The sequence below is a fragment of the Polaromonas sp. P1_A2 genome, assembly GCF_056406895.1.
This window is the reverse complement of record NZ_JBFTZI010000001.1, coordinates 973,223-990,838: the sequence shown is the minus strand read 5'-3', so window position 1 is coordinate 990,838 and position 17,616 is coordinate 973,223. Positions and strand designations below refer to the sequence as shown.

General features: G+C 64.5%; 18 protein-coding genes. 11 read left to right on the top strand and 7 right to left on the bottom strand.

The window, feature by feature from the left end; genetic code table 11:
• Nucleotides 1–23 precede the first annotated feature (23 nt).
• The 3 genes from AC1D09_RS04730 to AC1D09_RS04720 are packed head-to-tail and all read left to right on the top strand — an operon-like array spanning nt 24 to nt 2,852.
• Entirely contained in the window at nt 24–380 is a 357-nt protein-coding gene (locus AC1D09_RS04730; protein ID WP_007865951.1) for a rhodanese-like domain-containing protein, read from the top strand.
• A gap of 45 nt (nt 381–425) precedes the next feature.
• A complete protein-coding gene (locus AC1D09_RS04725) occupies nt 426–1,784 on the top strand; it encodes a TolC family outer membrane protein (RefSeq protein ID WP_477660644.1) in 1,359 nt (452 codons plus the stop codon).
• Nucleotides 1,785–1,835: 51 nt separating this feature from the next.
• On the top strand, nt 1,836–2,852 hold the full coding sequence (locus AC1D09_RS04720; protein ID WP_477660643.1) for a cupin-like domain-containing protein: 1,017 nt from the start codon (nt 1,836–1,838) through the stop codon (nt 2,850–2,852).
• Between the two features lie 177 nt (nt 2,853–3,029).
• On the opposite strand, the gene AC1D09_RS04715 is transcribed toward AC1D09_RS04720, so the two are convergent.
• The 3 genes from AC1D09_RS04715 to AC1D09_RS04705 form a co-directional block, all read right to left on the bottom strand.
• The gene (locus AC1D09_RS04715; protein WP_477660642.1) at nt 3,030–4,358 is read right to left on the bottom strand and encodes a 3-deoxy-D-manno-octulosonic acid transferase; all 1,329 of its coding nucleotides are present in this window, start codon (nt 4,356–4,358) and stop codon (nt 3,030–3,032) included.
• On the bottom strand, nt 4,355–5,371 hold the full coding sequence (gene waaC, locus AC1D09_RS04710) for a lipopolysaccharide heptosyltransferase I (protein WP_477660641.1): 1,017 nt from the start codon (nt 5,369–5,371) through the stop codon (nt 4,355–4,357). Before waaC ends, AC1D09_RS04715 begins: the two co-directional genes overlap by 4 nt.
• Nucleotides 5,372–5,631: 260 nt before the next feature.
• A complete protein-coding gene (locus tag AC1D09_RS04705; protein WP_477660640.1) occupies nt 5,632–7,017 on the bottom strand; it encodes a phosphomannomutase/phosphoglucomutase in 1,386 nt (461 codons plus the stop codon).
• A 239-nt stretch (nt 7,018–7,256) separates the two neighbouring features.
• Between AC1D09_RS04705 and AC1D09_RS04700 the strand changes: the two genes are divergently transcribed.
• The 8 genes from AC1D09_RS04700 to AC1D09_RS04665 all read left to right on the top strand — a co-directional run bounded on the left by AC1D09_RS04700 (nt 7,257) and on the right by AC1D09_RS04665 (nt 13,346).
• Nucleotides 7,257–8,765 (top strand): DNA-3-methyladenine glycosylase 2 family protein, encoded by a 1,509-nt coding sequence (locus AC1D09_RS04700; RefSeq protein WP_477660639.1) that lies wholly within the window; start codon nt 7,257–7,259, stop codon nt 8,763–8,765.
• A gap of 196 nt (nt 8,766–8,961) precedes the next feature.
• Nucleotides 8,962–9,483 carry a methylated-DNA--[protein]-cysteine S-methyltransferase gene (locus AC1D09_RS04695; RefSeq protein ID WP_477660638.1) on the top strand — a complete coding sequence of 174 codons (522 nt, stop codon included), beginning with the start codon at nt 8,962–8,964 and terminating at the stop codon, nt 9,481–9,483.
• Nucleotides 9,480–10,433 carry a DMT family transporter gene (locus tag AC1D09_RS04690; RefSeq protein ID WP_477660637.1) on the top strand — a complete coding sequence of 318 codons (954 nt, stop codon included), beginning with the start codon at nt 9,480–9,482 and terminating at the stop codon, nt 10,431–10,433. The genes AC1D09_RS04695 and AC1D09_RS04690 overlap by 4 nt, the downstream gene beginning before the upstream one ends.
• Nucleotides 10,430–10,600 (top strand): hypothetical protein, encoded by a 171-nt coding sequence (locus AC1D09_RS04685; protein WP_175456055.1) that lies wholly within the window; start codon nt 10,430–10,432, stop codon nt 10,598–10,600. Before AC1D09_RS04690 ends, AC1D09_RS04685 begins: the two co-directional genes overlap by 4 nt.
• A 129-nt stretch (nt 10,601–10,729) precedes the next feature.
• Nucleotides 10,730–11,911: a serine hydrolase domain-containing protein gene (locus tag AC1D09_RS04680; RefSeq protein WP_477700955.1), complete on the top strand. Its 1,182-nt coding sequence runs from the start codon at nt 10,730–10,732 to the stop codon at nt 11,909–11,911.
• 49 nt (nt 11,912–11,960) lie between these two features.
• On the top strand, nt 11,961–12,368 hold the full coding sequence (locus tag AC1D09_RS04675; RefSeq protein ID WP_477660635.1) for a hypothetical protein: 408 nt from the start codon (nt 11,961–11,963) through the stop codon (nt 12,366–12,368).
• Between the two features lie 40 nt (nt 12,369–12,408).
• Nucleotides 12,409–12,915, top strand: coding sequence for a DMP19 family protein (locus AC1D09_RS04670; RefSeq protein ID WP_477700954.1), 507 nt, complete (start codon nt 12,409–12,411; stop codon nt 12,913–12,915).
• Nucleotides 12,916–12,971: 56 nt separating this feature from the next.
• Nucleotides 12,972–13,346, top strand: coding sequence for a VOC family protein (locus tag AC1D09_RS04665; protein WP_477660633.1), 375 nt, complete (start codon nt 12,972–12,974; stop codon nt 13,344–13,346).
• A gap of 105 nt (nt 13,347–13,451) precedes the next feature.
• Here AC1D09_RS04665 and AC1D09_RS04660 read toward each other — a convergent pair whose 3' ends face one another.
• The 4 genes from AC1D09_RS04660 to AC1D09_RS04645 form a co-directional block, all read right to left on the bottom strand.
• Nucleotides 13,452–13,997 (bottom strand): hypothetical protein, encoded by a 546-nt coding sequence (locus AC1D09_RS04660; RefSeq protein WP_477660632.1) that lies wholly within the window; start codon nt 13,995–13,997, stop codon nt 13,452–13,454.
• 405 nt (nt 13,998–14,402) lie between these two features.
• Complete coding sequence (locus tag AC1D09_RS04655; RefSeq protein WP_477660631.1) at nt 14,403–15,587, bottom strand: S41 family peptidase; 1,185 nt, start codon at nt 15,585–15,587, stop codon at nt 14,403–14,405.
• A gap of 164 nt (nt 15,588–15,751) precedes the next feature.
• Nucleotides 15,752–16,411, bottom strand: a complete 660-nt coding sequence (locus AC1D09_RS04650) for a DUF1345 domain-containing protein (protein ID WP_477660630.1) — start codon at nt 16,409–16,411, stop codon at nt 15,752–15,754.
• Nucleotides 16,412–16,457: 46 nt separating this feature from the next.
• A complete protein-coding gene (locus AC1D09_RS04645) occupies nt 16,458–17,612 on the bottom strand; it encodes an aromatic ring-hydroxylating oxygenase subunit alpha (protein ID WP_477700953.1) in 1,155 nt (384 codons plus the stop codon).
• Nucleotides 17,613–17,616 lie beyond the last annotated feature (4 nt).

Sequence of the window (17,616 nt, the reverse complement as noted above, 5' to 3'; positions counted from 1 at the left end):
CGACACACCTGAAAGCGCCACCCATGGTTCCCCAGCTCAATCCCGCCGACTTCAGCGCCTGGCGCGACAACGCCGGCGCGGGCGCGCCCGCCCTGCCCGTGGTGCTCGACGTGCGCGAGCCCTGGGAACTGCAGACCGCCTCGGTCAAGGAAGACGGCTTCCGGCTGGTGCATATCCCGATGCGCGAAATCCCGGCTCGCCTGCCCGAGCTACAGGAGGCCGGCGCCGGCCAGCCTATCGCCTGCCTGTGCCACCACGGCATGCGCAGCCTGCAGGTGGCCAACTACCTGACGCAAAGCGGCTTCACCGAAGTCGTCAACCTGCAAGGCGGCATCAATGCCTGGTCGCAGCAGGTGGACCGCTCCGTGCCGGTGTACTGATCCCGTTTTTATTCGCCGATCCATTCATTTCTTCAGGACTCTTAAATGACCACGCCCAAGAAACCGCCGGCCCGCCCGGTGATGTTGCCCCTGTCGATTGCGGCCGCCGTGGCACTGCTGGCCATGGCCCCCCTGGCGCGAGCCCAGAGTCTCGTCGAGCTGTATGAATCGGCCCGCGCCTTCGACGCTTCTTACCAGTCGGCCAAGCTGCAGTACGACGCCAACCTCGCCAAGGCCGACCAGGCCAAGGCCGGCATCCTGCCGACGGCGGGCATCTCGGCCGGCGTGTCGCGCACCGCGTTTGAAAACACGGCCCCGGTGATAGACCGCAGCTTCAACACACAAAACGCCACGCTCAATCTCTCGCAGCCGCTGTACCGCCCGGCCAACTGGGCCACCTACCAGCAGGCGTCCCGGCAGGTGGACCTGGCCAAGGCCCAGCTGGAAACCGCCGACCAGGACCTGATCGTGCGCACCAGCCAGGCCTACTTCGACGTGCTGGCCGCGCAGGACACCCTGACCTTTGTGCGGGCCCAGAAAGCCGCGGTGGCCGAGCAGCTCGCCTCGGCCAAACGCAACTTCGAGGTCGGCACCTCCACCATCACCGACACCCGCGAAGCGCAGGCCCGCTACGACCTGGTGATCGCCCAGGAGCTCGCCGCCGAAAACGACCTGCGCGTCAAAAAAATCGCGCTGGACACCCTGGTCGGCAAGACCGAAACCCAGCCCAAGCCGCTGAGCAGCCCGGTCGGCCTGCCGACCATCACGCCGGCCGACGTCGACACCTGGGTGTCGCAGTCCGAACTCGTGCACCCCAGCATCCGCCAGGCGCAAAGCAATGTGGAGATCGCCGAGCTGGAGGTGAACAAGGCCGAAGCCGGCCACAAGCCCACGCTGGACGCCACGGCCAGCTACAACGTCACGCGCAACCCCTCGGGCACGGCCACCACCATTCCGCCCTTTGCCTTCCGCACCAACACCACGACGGTCGGCGTGCTGCTCAACGTGCCGCTGTTCGCGGGCTTTTCCACGCAGAACCGCGTGCGCGAAACCCTGTCGCTGCGCGACAAGGCCAAAAGCGACCTCGAAGGCGCGCGGCGCACCGTGGCGCAGGCCACACGCACCGCCTACTTCGGCGTGCAGTCGGGCCAGGGCCAGGTCAAGGCGCTGGAGGCGGCCGAGCTCTCAAGCCAGAGCGCGCTGGACGCCAACAAGCTGGGCTACCAGGTCGGCGTGCGCATCAACATCGACGTGCTCAACTCGCAAAGCCAGCTGTTCCAGACCAAGCGCGACCTGGCCAAGGCGCGCTACGACGTGCTGCTGGGCGACCTCAAGCTGCGCCAGGCCAACGGCACGCTGACGCCGGAAGACCTGCAGAAGATCAACGCGCTGCTGGCCCGGTAAACTCCGGCCAACCACTCCAACAAAGGCCCCCGCGCCGGGACCAGAATTTCCATGCTGATGCCTGTCGACAACAACGCGATTCCCCTGCCCATCGAAGCCGAACGCGTGCACGATGCGCCGGTGCACGTTCCCAAGGGCCCCAGCTTTGAGCTGATCGAGGAAACCACCTGGGAAGAACTCCAGCGCACCGGCCGCCGCCAGCCGTTTGACAAACCCGTGCTGGTCAAGGGCGGCATCCACCACTGGCCAGCCTGGAAAAAATGGTCGTTTGAATTCCTCGCCGACGTCTGCGCCGGCAAAGGCGCCGAGGTGCCCGTCAAGTTCACCGACGGCCTGGTCGAGCAAGGCGTGACCAAGGGCCGCCCTTTCCTGCCGGTCGCGCCCTACCTGCGGGAACTCGGCAAGGCCGCGCAGCGCACGCCAGACCCCATGGCCGGCCTCTTGCCCAAGCCGGTGCGCGACGGCTACAAACCCGGCGAGCGCTTTCACCTGAACTGGGCCCACATGCAGTCGTTCAAGCCGACGACCTTGTACCTGGCGCAGTGGGACATCCTCGAGAAATACCCCGAGCTGCGCCGCGACCTGCTCATCAAGAGCCTGTGGCCCGGCCGCATGACCTGGGAATACGTCTTCATGGGCCCGGCCAACACCGTGACCGGCCTGCACAACGATTTCCCGCACAACTGGTTTGTGCAGCTACAGGGCGTCAAGGAATTCATTCTTTTCTCGCCCGACCAGCGCCAGCACATGTGCCCGGCGGCCAAGTACGACTGGGGCGCCACGCTCAGCGACATCAACGTCTCGCGCCTGCCCGAACAGGTCCGCGAACTCGCCTCCTTCGAAAAAGCCCACGGCTACCATGCCCGCGTGGAAGCCGGCGACGCGCTGTTCATTCCCAAGCGCACCTGGCACTCGGTGGTCTCGGTGGAGCCTTCCATCAGCCTGGGCATGTTCGGCCTCACGCCCTGGGAAGTCGCCACCGGCGGCGCCTGGGCCACGCTGCGCGACTGGGCGCACCATCTGGGCCTCTACGCCCGGAACAATTGCACCTGCCACCAAAAGGTGTAGCCCCCACGGTCGCTCACTTCGTGTGCTCCCGAGGCCTTGCAGGCCGCGGCTCGCGAGACGCTTCGCCTCTGTCGCCCGTCCAAGCCTGCGCAGGCAGGCTTGGAGCCGCGGGCTCCAGCCCCTCGGGGGCCGCTGCGCCTGCGGTCTGGCAAAGCCAGTCCCCCGGCCCCTGCCTGGTTAAGGCAGAAAAACCTGCAGCGCAGCCAAGGTCCTGGCTGTGGCACCGCGATTGCGGTCGGCAAAGGCCAGGCCTGCCGCGACCGCCGCGGCGTGCGCATCAGGCCTGTCCATCCACTTGCGCGCGGTGCGCACGCCCTGCTCCATGTCGACCACGCGGCGCGCCGCGCCGGCATCCACGGCGAGTTCGGCGGCCTCGGTGAAGTTAAAGGTATGCGGGCCCATGACGACCGGGCAGCCGCAGGCCGCGGCCTCGATCAGGTTCTGGCCGCCCAGGGGCGCGAAGCTGCCGCCCAGCAAGGCGACGTCACTCATCGCGTAATAGAGAGCCATCTCGCCCAGCGAATCACCGAGCCACACATCGGCCTGCAGCGCCTCGCCGGTCGGGCCTCCTGCCGCGTCATCCCAACCGGATCGGCGCGACACACGCAGGCCGCGCTGGCGCACCAGCGCCTCCACCTCGTTAAAGCGCTGCGGGTGGCGCGGCACCAGCAAAATCCTGAAGCGGCTTCCGGTCTCCTGCGGCGGGGCGTCCTCCGCCGGCGCATGTTCGGACTGGGCCATGGCGCTGATCTGTTGCAGGAACTGCTCCTCCTCGCCCTCGCGCGAGCTCGCGAACATCATCACCGGCAGTGCCAGCGCGCGGCGCCAGGCCTTGCCTTTTTCCTGCTGGGCGTCGTCCAGCGAGGCATCAAACTTGAGGTTGCCGAACACGCCGCTGACCGCCGCGCCGGCCTGGCGAAAGCGGCGCGCGTCGTCGTCCGTCTGCGCGTACACCGCCGACAGCGCGGCATAGGCCGGTACCGAGAGCGGCGACATCCTGAGCGCCTGCTTCAGCGATTTTTCGGACAGCCTCCCGTTGACCAGCGCCAGCGGCATGGCGCGCGCTTTCGCGGCGGCCACCAGGTTGGGCCAGATTTCGGTTTCCATCAGCAGGCCCAGGCGCGGCTTGAAGTGTTCAAAAAACCGCGCGACCACGCCTGGGCTGTCCCAGGGCTGCCAGACCTGCACGTCGCCGGGCTGCAGCAAGGCCACGCCCTCGGCACGCCCGGTGGCCGTGCCGTGCGTGAGCAGGATGCGCAGGCCTGGGTGGCGTTCACGCAAGGCCTTGAGCAACACGGCCGCCGCGCGGGTCTCGCCCAGCGAGACCGCATGCACCCAGACCAGTTCGGAACGGGCTTCGGCCGGCTGCGTGTAGCGGCCGAAGCGCTCTTCGACCGCCTCCAGGTAACCGGGCTCCTGCTTGGCGCGGCGCGCCAGCTTGCGGCGCAGCAGCGGCTGCCCGCAGAACATCAGCAGCGAATAAAGTTTCAGGGCCAGCGTGCTCATGCGGCGGCCCCGGCCGTGCTACAGGCCAGCCAGGCCTGCCAGACGGCTTCGACACCCGGCGCGGGCTGCGCGAACACGCTGACTTGCCGGCCGCCGTGGCCCAGCGCATCAGGCCCGGTGCGCCAGGCGGTGTCGAAGTTGTAGATCTGCACATGCGGCAGGTCCAGCGCGACGGCGATATGGCTCACACCGCTGTCCACGCCGATCACGCCCGTGCATTGCGCGAGTTCTTCGGCCAGCGCGTCCAGCGCCAGCGCGGGTGGCACCAGGGCCGACCCCGCCGCCGCGCCATTCAGCGCCGCGGCCATCGCCTCGCTGGCGGCCCGCTCCGCGGCATTGCCGTGCGGCAGCATCAACTGGTAGCCGGCCGTGTTCAGGCGCTGGCCCAGCGCGACCCAGTGGCTCAAGGGCCATTCCTTGTCGGCGCGCGAAGTGCCGTGGATGAAGGCGATACGGCCCTTGGGGAAGTGCTCATGGGTCTTTGCGGGCGCCGCAGCCACTTTCAAGCCAAAGTCAGCGGCGGCCGCAAAGCGGTAGCCCAGCGCACGCGCGGCAAGTTCACGCGAACGCCGCACCGCATGGATATGCGGCTCCACCGCAATCGCCACATCGGCCACCCAGCGCGTGGGCGCTTCATAGCCCGAGCCGTCGGTCTGGTTGGCCAGGGCATACCGTTTGCCGCCTGGCGCCAGCCGGGCCAGCCGGGCCACCAGGGCGGACTTGGTCAGGCCTTGCAGGTCGATCACGGCGTCATAGGCCTCTTGCTGCAAGTCGTGCTTGAAGGCACGCCAGGCCTGGCGCGTGGCGGCCGTCCAGAAGGATTTGCGCCAGCGCCGTATCTCGCAGGGAATCACACGGTGCAGGCCCTCGCTGCGCGCCAGCAAGGAGGCGAAGGACTTCTCCACCACCCAGTCAATTTGCGCATCCGGCAAGGCCGCGCGTATGTCCTGGACCACCGGCAGGGTATGCACCACGTCACCGAGAGAGGACAGCTTGACCAGGAGAATTTTCATGAGAGGCCATTCTATGGCCCCAGGACATGGCCCCCACGCTCCCCCACTGCGTGTGGGTCGCTGCCCCCCCAAGGGGGCCGCTGCGCCTGCGGCCCGGCAAAGCCGGTTCCGCGGCCCCGGCTAGCATGAAGAGTTCAGGGCGTAACTAGCGGGGTACCCACCAGTGGGGGCCGAGGGCCCGGCTTCGCCGGCCCCAGGCGCCGCCCCCTGGAAGGGGGGAACAGGCTACACGAAGTGAGCCTGGACGGGGGTGGGCGTATTTAATGCGCCGCGGCCGCCAGGCTGGCGTCGGGTTTGACGCTGCGCAGCAAGGCCAGCATATCGGCCTCTATGCGCTCCATGGCCTGCTGGGTATGGCCCTCAAAGCGCAGCACCAGCACCGGTGTGGTGTTGGACGCACGTATCAGGCCAAAGCCGTCGGGCCAATCCACGCGGACCCCATCAATCGTGGAAATCTTCGCCGGCGCCGCAAACTTGGCCGATTTGATCAAAGCCTCCACCACGGTATGCGGCTCGCCTTCCTTGCAGGCCACATTGAGTTCGGGCGTGCTGAAGCTGGTGGGCAAGGCATTGAGCACGATGCCGGCGTCGGGTACGCGGCTCAGGATCTCAAGCAGGCGGGCGCCGGCATAGGTGCCGTCGTCAAAACCGTACCAGCGCTCCTTGAAGAAGATGTGGCCGCTCATCTCGCCGCCCAGCGGCGAGCCGACTTCCTTCATCCTGGCCTTGATCAGCGAATGGCCGGTCTTGTACATCATGGGCACGCCGCCGGCGGCCTCGATCTCGGGCGCCAGGCGCTGCGAGCATTTCACGTCGAACAAAATCGTGGCGCCCGGCTCGCGCGAGAGCACGTCGCGCGCGAACAGCATCATCTGCCGGTCGGGGTAGATGTTCTGGCCGTCCTTGGTGACGATGCCCAGCCGGTCGCCGTCGCCGTCAAAGGCCAAGCCCAGTTCAGCATCGCCGCTTTGCAGGGCCTTGATCAGGTCCTGCAGGTTCTCGGGCTTGCTCGGGTCCGGGTGGTGGTTGGGAAAGTTGCCGTCCACTTCGCTGAAGAGCTCGGTGACTTCGCAGCCCAGCGCGCGAAAGATCGCGGGGGCCGAAGCGCCGGCAATGCCGTTGCCCGAATCGACGACGATTTTCATGGGGCGCTCCAGCTTGATGCCGGAGACGATGCGCTCGCGGTAGGCCGTGCCCACGTCGACCTGGCGTATGCTGCCGCCCTGCGCGGGCAGCACCCAGTCCTCGCCTTCAATAACGCGGCGCAGCGCCTGGATGTCCTCGCCGTAGATCGCGCGGCCGGCCAGCACCATCTTGAAGCCGTTGTAGTCCTTGGGGTTGTGGCTGCCGGTGACCTGTATGCCGGAGCCGGCCAGCGTGCTGGCGGCAAAGTAGAGCATGGGCGTGGTCACCATGCCCACATCGATCACGTCAATGCCGGTGGCGGCCAGGCCGCGCATCAGCGCCGCGCTCAACGAAGGCCCGCTGAGCCGGCCGTCGCGGCCCACGGCCACGGCTTTTTCGCCCTCCGCCAGCGCCGCCATGCCAAAGGCCTTGCCCAGGGCCTCGGCCATCGCTTCATGGATGGTGGACGGCACAACGCCGCGTATGTCATAGGCCTTGAAGATGGACGGGTTGATTTGCATCGGGGACGGTTCCTGGGGGGGTGCGGGAATGGGTTCGCAAGCGGATTCATTGTAGGTGGCGGCCCCGCCGCTTCCTGTAGGCGGCAGCCGTTTCCGGCCAGTCCGTTCAGACTATTGCGGGGCTTCCGCAAAAGGCCGAAAACCCGCCGAAAGTCCGCCAAAAAGCAGGCCCACGGCGGCCCCAGGGACATGTCCGAAAACGGCCAGTTAAAACCAGCCCGCGGCGTATCATTTCTTCCATGGACCGCGACAACACCCCTCTGGCCGACAACGACTGCTACCTCGCCCTGAAGGCGCGCGACGCGCGTTTTGACGGCAGCTTTTTCACCGGCGTGACCTCCACCGGCATTTATTGCCGGCCGGTCTGCAGCGTGAAAACGCCCAAGCGCGAGAACTGCCGTTTCTTCCACCATGCGGCACAGGCCGAGAACGCCGGCTTTCGCCCCTGCCTGCGCTGCCGGCCCGAGCTGGCACCGCATTCGGTGGTGTGGTCCATCCAGGACGCTTCCTACATCCTGGCCCACCAGGCGGCGCGCCTGCTGGACGAGCCCGAGGTCTGGGCCGGTGAAGCCCCCTCGGTCGACAAACTCGCAGCGCGCCTGGGCGTGAGCGACCGCCATGTGCGACGCATCTTCGAGGCGCAGTTCGGCGTCTCGCCCATGCAGTATTTGCAGACACACAGGCTGCACACCGCCAAACAGCTGCTGGCCGACACCGACCTGCCGATCACGCAGATCGCGCTGATCAGCGGCTTTGCCAGCGTTCGCCGCTTCAACGCGGCTTTTGTCGAACACTACAAACTCAACCCCACGCAGCTGCGGCGCCAGGGGCCCGAGCGCAGCGGCAAGGTCGGCGAAGGCTCCACCATACGGCTGGGCTACCGCCCACCCTACGATGTGCAGGCCATGCTGGCTTTTTTCAGCAAACGCTGCATCAGCGCCATTGAGTTCATCGATGCGGAGGCGGACATGCCCTGCCTGGGCCGGACCTTGAGCATCGAATCGGGCGGCAAGCACCACACGGGCTGGCTGCTGGCGAGTTTTGAGCAAGAGCGTTCGCGCCTGGTGCTGCGCGTGAGCGACTCGCTGCGCGAAGTGCTGCCGCTGGTGATACGCCGCGTACGCACCACCTTTGACCTGGACGCCGACCCGACGGCCATCAACGGTGTGCTGCATGCGGCCTTCCCCGACGGCGACGGCCTGCGTGTGCCGGGCGCGCTGTGCGGCTACGAACTCGCAGTGCGCGCCGTGCTGGGCCAGCAGATCACCGTGGCTGCCGCACGCACCCTGGCCCAGCGCATGGTGGACCGTTTCGGCGAAGCGGTGGAAACGCCTTGGCCCCAGCTGACGCGGCTCTTCCCCGCCCCCGCCGTGCTGGCGGCCGCCAGCGGCGACGCGCTGGGACAGCTGGGCATCGTCAAGCAGCGCCAGGCCGCGATTGTGGGCATTGCCCAGGCGGTGGCCGACAAGCGCCTGCAGCTGCACAGCGGCGCCGACGTGAACGCCACGCTGGCCACGCTCAAGGAACTGCCCGGCATAGGCGACTGGACCGCGCAGTACATCGCCATGCGCGCGCTGCGCTGGCCCGATGCCTTTCCGGCGGGCGACGTGGCGCTGCACAAGGCCCTGGACGTGCAGGGCCGAAAGAACCCGGCCCGCGAAGCGGAACTCGCTTCAGCGGCCTGGAAACCCTGGCGCAGCTACGCGGTGATACGCGCCTGGAGCGGCACGCTGGAGCGCCCCGGCTGACGGCGATTCATGCGTGAGCGGAATGAATGCAGTGCCCCGATTTCATTGGACGGTTCAGCGCCCCGGCGCGAACATCGCCGTTGGATCATCGAGCCGACCTTTGCCCGCAAAACACCAAGCCAGCCAAAGCCGCCTCATTAGGACTCAAAAAGACCTGATAAGGCAGACACTCGAAACCATTCAAAAGGTGAACAAGATGAAATTCGACAACTCCATCGTCCAGACAACCTTTCACAGCCCCTTGGGGGAAATGATCATCGCCGCCACCGACAAAGGCCTGGCCGGCGTCTGGTTTGCCGGCCAGCGGCATTTGCCGCCGCAGCTGGTGAAACCCTATGTGTGGCGCGAAGACACGGGGCACCCGGTGCTCAGGCAAACCATCGCGCAGCTGACGGAATACTATGCCGGCACGCGCACGACCTTCGATCTGCCGCTGGACCTGGGCCACGGCACGGCCTTCCAGCAGTCGGTGTGGCAGGCCTTGCTGGCCATCCCGCAGGGCGGCACCCTGAGCTACGGCCAGGTGAGCCAGCGCATAGGCAAACCCGAGGCGGTGCGCGCCGTGGGCGCCGCGGTAGGCCGCAACCCGGTCAGCGTCATCGTGCCCTGCCATCGTGTGCTGGGCGCCGACGGTTCGCTCACGGGTTATGCTGGCGGGCTGCACCGCAAAACCGCCTTGTTGAAACTCGAAGGCGCACTTCAGGAGAACATGCTGTGAGTTCCAGTCCTTCCGGCATCGCCGCGCCCGTGGGCGCGGTGGCCGCCCGACCCAAGAGCTGGGTCGCCGATTTTGTGATGCTGGCCGCCATCTGGGGCTCGTCCTTTCTGTTCATGCGCATCAGCACGGTGGAGTTCGGCCCGCTGCCGACCGCCGCCGTGCGCGTGGCCATCGCCGCACTGTTCCTGCTGCCCATTGTGTGGCTGCGCGGCCTGCTGCCAGATCTGAGGAAAAACTGGAAAAAGATTTTTTTCATAGGCGTGCTCAACTCGGGCATTCCCTTTGCGTGTTTTTCCTTCGCGCTGCTGTCCATCACCACGGGCCTGTCGGCCATCCTCAATGCCACCGTGCCCATGTTCGGCGCGCTGATCGCCTGGCTGTGGCTCAAGGACAAGCCCAATGGCTCGCGCATCCTGGGCCTCATCGTTGGTTTTGCCGGCGTCGCCATGCTGGCCTGGGACAAAGCCACCTTCAAGCCCGATGCCTCGGGCGTGGCGCCGGGCTGGGCCGTGCTGGCCTGCCTGTTTGCCTGCCTTTGCTACGGCATCTCGGCCAGCTACACCAAACGCTACCTCTCGGGCATGCCGCCGCTGGTGACGGCGGCCGGCAGCCAGATAGGCGCGACCCTGGGCCTGGCCCTGCCCGCCGCGTGGCTGTGGCCCGCGCAGATGCCCGGCATGCACGCCTGGCTGGCGCTGCTGGCCGTAGGCGTGGTCTGCACCGGCCTGGCCTACATCCTGTTCTTCCGCCTGATTGAAAACGCCGGCCCGCCGCGCGCACTCTCGGTCACCTTCCTGGTGCCGGTGTTCGCCGTGATCTATGGCGTGATCTTCCTCGGCGAGCATGTGACGGCCTGGATGGTGGTCTGCGCCGTGGTGATTGTGATTGGCACGGCGCTCTCGACCGGCTTGCTCAAGCTGGGCCGCAAACCTGAACAGCAGAAGGCATGACGTCGGCTCGCAAGACCAAGCTCAAGATCAAGCTGGCCGCGCCCAAGCCGCGTAACCCCTTGGTGGCGGCAGCGGCGCAGCGCAAGGCCGGTTCGCACCGCAAGTCCGAAGCAAGCCTGCGCAAGAAAGAAAAGATGGCGCTCAAGAAGCAGCTGTTTCAGCTGTAATACGCCGTCATGCGCGTGTCGCCCGAGCTGGGTGAGAATCGGGGCTCCATCAACCTGGTTCACACAACAAGGGCGACTCACATGCTGCAGTTTCATGCTTCCAGCCAGACCGGACGCGCTATCACTTCCATGGTTTCAACAACGGGCTTGCGCGCCCTGCTCACTGGCCTCTGCCTGATCGCCTCCGCAGGTAGCGCGCAGGCCCAGGACTCGCTCGATGCCATGGTCAGCGCGGAAGCCAAGGAGGCAGGCTTTCCCGCGCTGGCCGCCGCGGTGGTCAGCAAGGGCCAGCTGATGGCCGTGGGCACGGGCGGCACGCGCCGTGTCGGTACCACCATCCCCGTCACGCACCAGGACCGTTTTCACATAGGTTCGGACACCAAGGCCATGACCTCCCTGCTGGCCGCCATGATGGTGGAGGCCGGCAAGCTGCGCTGGGACAGCACGTTTGAGCAGGTCTTTCCCGAACTCGCCGCCGGCATGGATGCCGGTGTCAAACGCGTCACGCTGACCCAATTGCTGTCGCACACCAGCGGCCTGCCTTCGGACAACGCGGACTTTGACGCGCTGCTGGCCAAGGTGGTGTTCCAGCCGGGTAACCTCAACGACCAGCGCTACTGGATGGTCCAGCAGACCGTCACCAAACCACTGGCCCGGGAGCCCGGCGCGTCCTTTGCCTATTCCAACCTCGGCTACACCCTGGCCGGCGCCATGATTGAGCGTGTGGGCGAAAAATCCTGGGAAGAGCTGATCACGGAGCGCGTGTTCACGCCGCTCAAACTCACGAGCGCCGGCATAGGCCCGCAAGCCACGCTGGGCCGCATAGACGCGCCGCTGGGCCATGCCGTGGTCGACGGCAAGCTCAAGGCCATGATAGGCGGCCCCGAAGCCGACAACCCCCTGGTCATCAGCCCGGCCGGCACCGCGCATATGTCGGTGCTGGATTTTGTGCAGTGGGGCAGCTGGATGGCGGGGCAAGGCAAACGCGCGCCCTTCCTGGTCAAACCCGAAACCATGAAAAAACTCGTGACGCCCGTGGTCTCCATGTCGGCCGCCTCGACCGCCTCCACCACGGTATCGGGCGCGGCACGGTACGCGCTGGGCTGGGGCTCCACCCAAATGGCCTGGACGCCCTACCCCGTCGCTTTCCATGGCGGCTCCAACAATATGAACAAGGCCTATATCTGGGTGGACACCGAACGCGACGCGGCCATCGTCGTCATGGCCAATGTGGCGACGCCGAATACCGACGATGTGATGCAGAAGCTGGCCGGCAAGCTCTATGCGCGTTATGTGAGCCCGGCGAAGTAGATCGGGATATATTGGCGTGGTTTGACAGCCCCACACTACGGAGGAAAGCATGAGCGACACAATTTGGGTCCGCAGAAAGTCCAGGGTCGGCACCGATGATTCAGGCGACGACTACGACCACTCGCTGTTTTGCAAGGCTTCTGAAGCACTCGATGAACTCGCCAAAAGCCTGGGTGTGCGTGCGCTGTCAGACTTCATCGACACCACCGACATGCAGTACAACTTTTCCGAGGACGATCTCCCCGAATCGTGGATTGCCGAAAACGAAAAGTGGTTTGCGCCCGCCGATGCCTTGCCCTCGCTCACCAAAATCATCGAGCGCTTGAAATCAGGCGAAGTCAAAGGCATCAAGGAAAAGCTGCGCCCCGAACTCATCGAGGAACTGGAAGACTGCCTGGCCAAGGTATCCGAGGCCGAGCAGGAGGCGGACCAGTTCCATTTTTGCCTGGTGATGTAAGGCCCGGGGCCCACCAATGCCGCCCTACGCGCCGCCGTCCGTGCTTGAGCCGTCCCTGCGCGCCCTGCAGGACTATATGCACCGCTTCTACCCGGAGCGCGCCCACAGCGACCCCATACCGCTTGACTTCTGGTCGGTCGCCGATGACGATCTGTTCCTCGAAATCCTGAGTTACATGCCCCTGCATATCAGCGAAGAAGCGCAGGCCAGGTTTGCCGAGTGGCCCCTCGCCTTTCAACTCGCATTTCCGGTCTTCTGGCTGGAAGACGACTATGAGTTCAACGGCTGGACCGCACTGACCAACGCGGGCGAGGAGCTTCTTCAGCTTGCCGTCGATGCCTACGACCGTATCGGCATGCACGCCGAAGCACAAGCCCTCGCCAAGGCATTGGTATCGGTTCGTAAAGCACCTGCCGATGAAGAGGCTGCCGAGCGAGCGTACAAGTCGGTTCCGAATCCGTATGCGGATGATGAAGCCAAGTTCGAGGAGTTGCTGCGCTTCTTTCGCAGTAATCCGCAGCTTTGGCAGGAAACGAATCAGCCCTGAACCATCCGTCGGGCAACGCCAGGCCTCGCTCAGGCCCATACCTTTCAGGAGAACCCATGTTTGACCACGTCAAATTCGGCGTCAGCGACTATGCGGCGAGCAAGGCCTTCTTCCTTAAGGCGCTTGAGCCGCTCGGCGTCACTATTGCCTCGGAGGGGCCGCCGGCCTATGGCGTTGAGCTGAGTTCAAAGGCCAAGGCTTCCTTGTGCCTGTTCCAGACCGAGGAGAAACCAGCGCATCTTCACCTCGCGTTTATCGCCAGCAATCGCCGGCAAGTCGAGGATTTCTATCGCGCGGCGCTGGAAGCGGGCGGTAAGGACAATGGCGCACCCGGCCTGCGCCCCCACTACCACGCGAACTACTATGCGGCTTTTGTCATTGGTCCGGATGGGCACAACCTCGAAGCGGTTTGCCACGAACCCGAGGCCTGACCCTTCCGTCAAAACTAGGGGATAGGGCCTACGTGAGTCAGGATTCGATGGAATTCAACAATTGCAGTTCCATGTTGAACGAACCGTTAGCCGCTATTGGCACTCTTAGCTTCCTGCGCGAACACATGACTGAGGACCCAACAGGTTTTTCAAGTCCATCTTCGTCAGCGGCAACTGTTGGATGCCGGTGGAAGTTTGCACCGTTGCGCGCAGGGTGCATCCACCCGCCGATCCTCCGTAGGTGAGTTCGTACGTCGCATTGGGCTCGGCGACGAAGCCAACATTGAACTTGCAGGAGGAGACGGAAAATGAACCCGCGGCGCCTGTTCCCACGCCCACTCCAACATTCCCCACGACGTTTAGCACGAGGAAGGTGCCTGGAGAAACCGTCGTAACCCGAGTCGTTCCGGAATTGATGTTCTCCCTGTTGTCACCAAAAAACCACATGTCTGTGCAATCGCCCTTGTGCGACTCCATGGCCCGAACCCAACTTCCGCTCGCATTGCGAAGTCGGACTGTCGCAACGTCAGGCCCGGCAGCTGCCTTGTACACGAAGGGAGTGCCGCACGACGAAAGCAACACGGTCACCGCCAGCAAAGAAAGGCAGCGCCACACGGAATTTTTTGCTTGAGTTTGAGTATGCATCGTCATGGCTAAGGTTTAAGGTAATCAGACCAGAACGCCAGCGGCGAAGTCGCCTTAGGCTTGGACAACAACAGAAGAAACATATGCTACTTGCATATCCAGCAAACGCTCGCGAGCAGGCTATAGAGAAACCAGAGCCCTGAAAACACAGCGACACCGATGACTAAAAGGCAGCCCGTGGCCCCTGAAGCGGCGAAATTCTGCTCTTTGTGGCTCGAATCCCGAGACGCGTGACGCGCCCTGTTGCACGTATGGCAAACAGGAACGCCCAAACTATTGAAAGCTCCGCACGTTTTGCATTCCCAGTCGCTCATCGTCGCTTAAGGGTTCACATGAGAGACGCCGACCGGGTCGCGGGTCGGCGTCCTCTCGATGGAAGAGTTGGCTATAACGTAAAAATACCTCTCCATCTCATGATGGCGCACGAAGCCAGCCGATCGCCTTGCTCAAACCAGCATCCTGGTCCGTCCCTGCGTCTTCCAGTCGCTGGAGCTCTGGCGCCTGCAGGTCCGGCTCCAGGCCGTTCCCTTGCAATTGCCGGCCACCTGGCGTTTTGTAAAACGCGGTGGTCAGCTTGATTGCCGCGTCTTTCGACAACGGCCTGATCGTCTGAATCGTTCCCCGGCCGAAGGTCTTGCTTCCCATCAATTTGGCCCGGTTGTTGTCTCTCAATGCCGCTGCGATGATCTCTGCGCCGGACGCAGTACCCGCATTGACAAGAACAAGCAACGGTACGGACTTCATGGCCTCAGGCCAGTCGTCGCGTTTTGCATAGCTGCTTTTCAGAATCTCGTCTCTGTTTGCCGTCCAGGCCTTGTTCGATTCGGACAGGCGGCCCTCCGTGCTGACGACAGGCGCATCCGGAGGCAAGAACATCGCCGCCAGTTCGATCGATGACAGCAGCAGCCCGCCGGGGGAGTTTCTCAGGTCGAGTACCAGACCACGCAGGGGGCCGGCGGCTTGAAGCTTGCGGAACTCCGCGCGCACATCGGCTGCCGTGTTGTCGTTGACGCTGGGAATGCGCAAATATCCGATGTCAAACGGTGTCCGCCGTGAAGATACCCGCTTGAGAGGGGCCGGCTCTCTCACCAGCGCAAGCGAGCGGTTCTCCATCTCGCCCGGGCGCCTGATGGTCAGGTTGACGGTTGTACCGGGCTTTCCCCGCAACCTCTTTACAGCGTCCTGGGCCTCGCTCTCCTCCATGGAATGGCCATCGATCTCCAGGATGTAGTCCTTGGGGCGGAGCCCGGCTCGAGACGCGGGAGAGCCATCAATGGCCGCGACCACGGTTGGCAAACCGGCACGAACGACTATCTCGACACCAATGCCGACAGCATCTTTTGAAGGCCCTCGCAGGAGGTCTTCGAACTCCTCTTTGTCCATGAAGGTGGATTGCGCGTCCAGCTTATTCAGCATGCCCTTCATGCAGGAGGCCAGGACTGCGGTGCCTTCTACGGGCTTCACATAATCCGTCTGGATCATTCCGTAGATGGCGGCGACTTTTTTCAACTCATCCAGCACTTCAGGACTGAGCTTCTGCGCTTGGGCCAGGGCGGGATTCATCGAGATCCCCCAAAGACCAATAATCAGAAGCAATGATGTTCGACCGTGGTGAGAAAAAAACATCTTTTAAGAACTCCGCTAAAGGTGTACAGCAAGCTTATGGCCATTGCGCCCGCAAGATCTGCAAGGCGATTCTAGGCGGCCAGCATGGTTGCCGCCTCCTCAATATGGACTAGCGCGAAGCAAGCAGCCGATTCCTACTGCAACGCTCCCGCCACCACATTGATGCTGAGCGCCAGGATCAGCATGTTGAAGCCGAAGGACAGCACGCTGTGCACCAGCGTGAGCCGGCGCATCTCGCGCGAGGTGACCTGCACGTCGGAGACCTGCGAGGTCATGCCAACCACGTGGGCGTAGTACAGGAAGTCGAAGTAATCCGGGTCCAGCCCGCCGGGGAACTGCAGGCCGGGGCCGTCGGGCTCCTTGAGCTTTTCTTCCTGGTAATAGCGGTGCGCATAACGAAACGCGTAAATCGTTTGCATGAACAGCCAGGAGGCGGCCAGCGCCGCGACGGAGAGCACGATCTGGAAAGTGCGCTCCATGCCCGAGAGGTTTTTGGCCTGCTGCATCACGAGCGTGATGGCCGCGACGCAGGCCATGGTGGCCAGCAGCATCAGCAAGAACAGCACGACGCTGGGCTCGTCCTGCGCCTGTGCGCGTTCGCGTGTGCGTTGGGCGTCAAAGCGCACGCACAGCCACCAGGCCAGGCCCAGGTAAACGCTGACGCCGGCGCACCAGCCCAGCAGGCCGCAGAACTGCCAGCCCAGGGGCAGCGGCAATGCCGCCACGATCAATCCGGTCACCAGGCCCAGGGTGAGCCGCTGCGGGCCCGTGGTTTCGGAGAAATGTTTGCGCATGGCTGCATTGTGGGGCCGGCAGCCCTCCGGCTTCAAGCCCACGGCGTCAAGCCGGGCAGTCTGCCCCCATGGTGCGTCGGTACCACTCGTGGAAATGCCGCATGCCGTCTTCCAGCGGCGACTGGTAGGGCCCGGTGTCCGAGACGCCGCGCGCCAGCAGCGCGCGCCGGCCCGCGTCCATGCGCTCGCCGATCTCATCGTCTTCCCTGGCGGTTTCCATATAGGCGGCGCGATGCGCTTCCATGAATTCCGGCTCGAAGGCGGCGATCTCTTCGGGGTAATAAAACTCGACCACGTTGACCGTCTCCTGCGGCCCTTTGGGGTAGAGCGTGGACAGCACCAGCACATGCGGATACAGCTCGATCATGTGGGTGGGAAAGTAGGTGACCCAGACCGCGCCGAAATCGGGCGGCGTGCCGGTGCGGTATTGCAGCAGGCGCTCATGCCATGTGCTGTAGATGTCGGAGCCGGGCGTGCTCAAGGACTCGTGCACGCCGACGCGCTGCATGCTGTACCAGTCGGCAAAGTCCCAGCTCAGCTGGTCGCAGCTCACAAAGCTGCCCAGGCCTGGGTGGAAGGGCGCGACGTGGTAGTCCTCCAGGTAGACCTCGATAAAAGTCTTCCAGTTGTAGTGGCAGGGGTGCACCTCGACGTGGGCCAGCACATAGTCCGAAAAATCGAATTCCGGCCTTTCAAACAGCGGCGCCATGTCCCGCGCCGGGTCGCGCGGGCCTTCGAACAGCAGGCCGTGGCAGTTGCGCAGGGGAAAGCGCTGCAGGTTTTTGCAGGGTTTTTGCTCGAACTGCGGCGCGCCCAGCAGCTCGCCGCTGCTGTTGTAAGTCCAGCGGTGCAAGGGGCAGACAATGTGCCCGCCGGCCGCCGCAAGATTGCCCTTGGGGTTGGCCGGCCCGCTCACGTTGCCGGTCTCGCCGCCCAGGATCAAGGCCTGCCGGTGCCGGCAGACATTGGACAGCAGCTCCACACCTTGCGGGTTGCGCACCAGCACACGGCCGCCGCCTTCCTGCGCAAGGCGATGCCAGTCGCCGACCTGAGGCACGGCTTTTTCGTGGCCTATGTAGCGGGCGGCCTTGTTGAAGATCAAAGCCTGTTCTTGCGCGAACAGGGCTTCGTCGAAGTAAGCGCTGACGGGCAGCTGCGGAGCCGCCGGCATGAGATGCACCAGGCGTGCGATATCGTTCATGGAA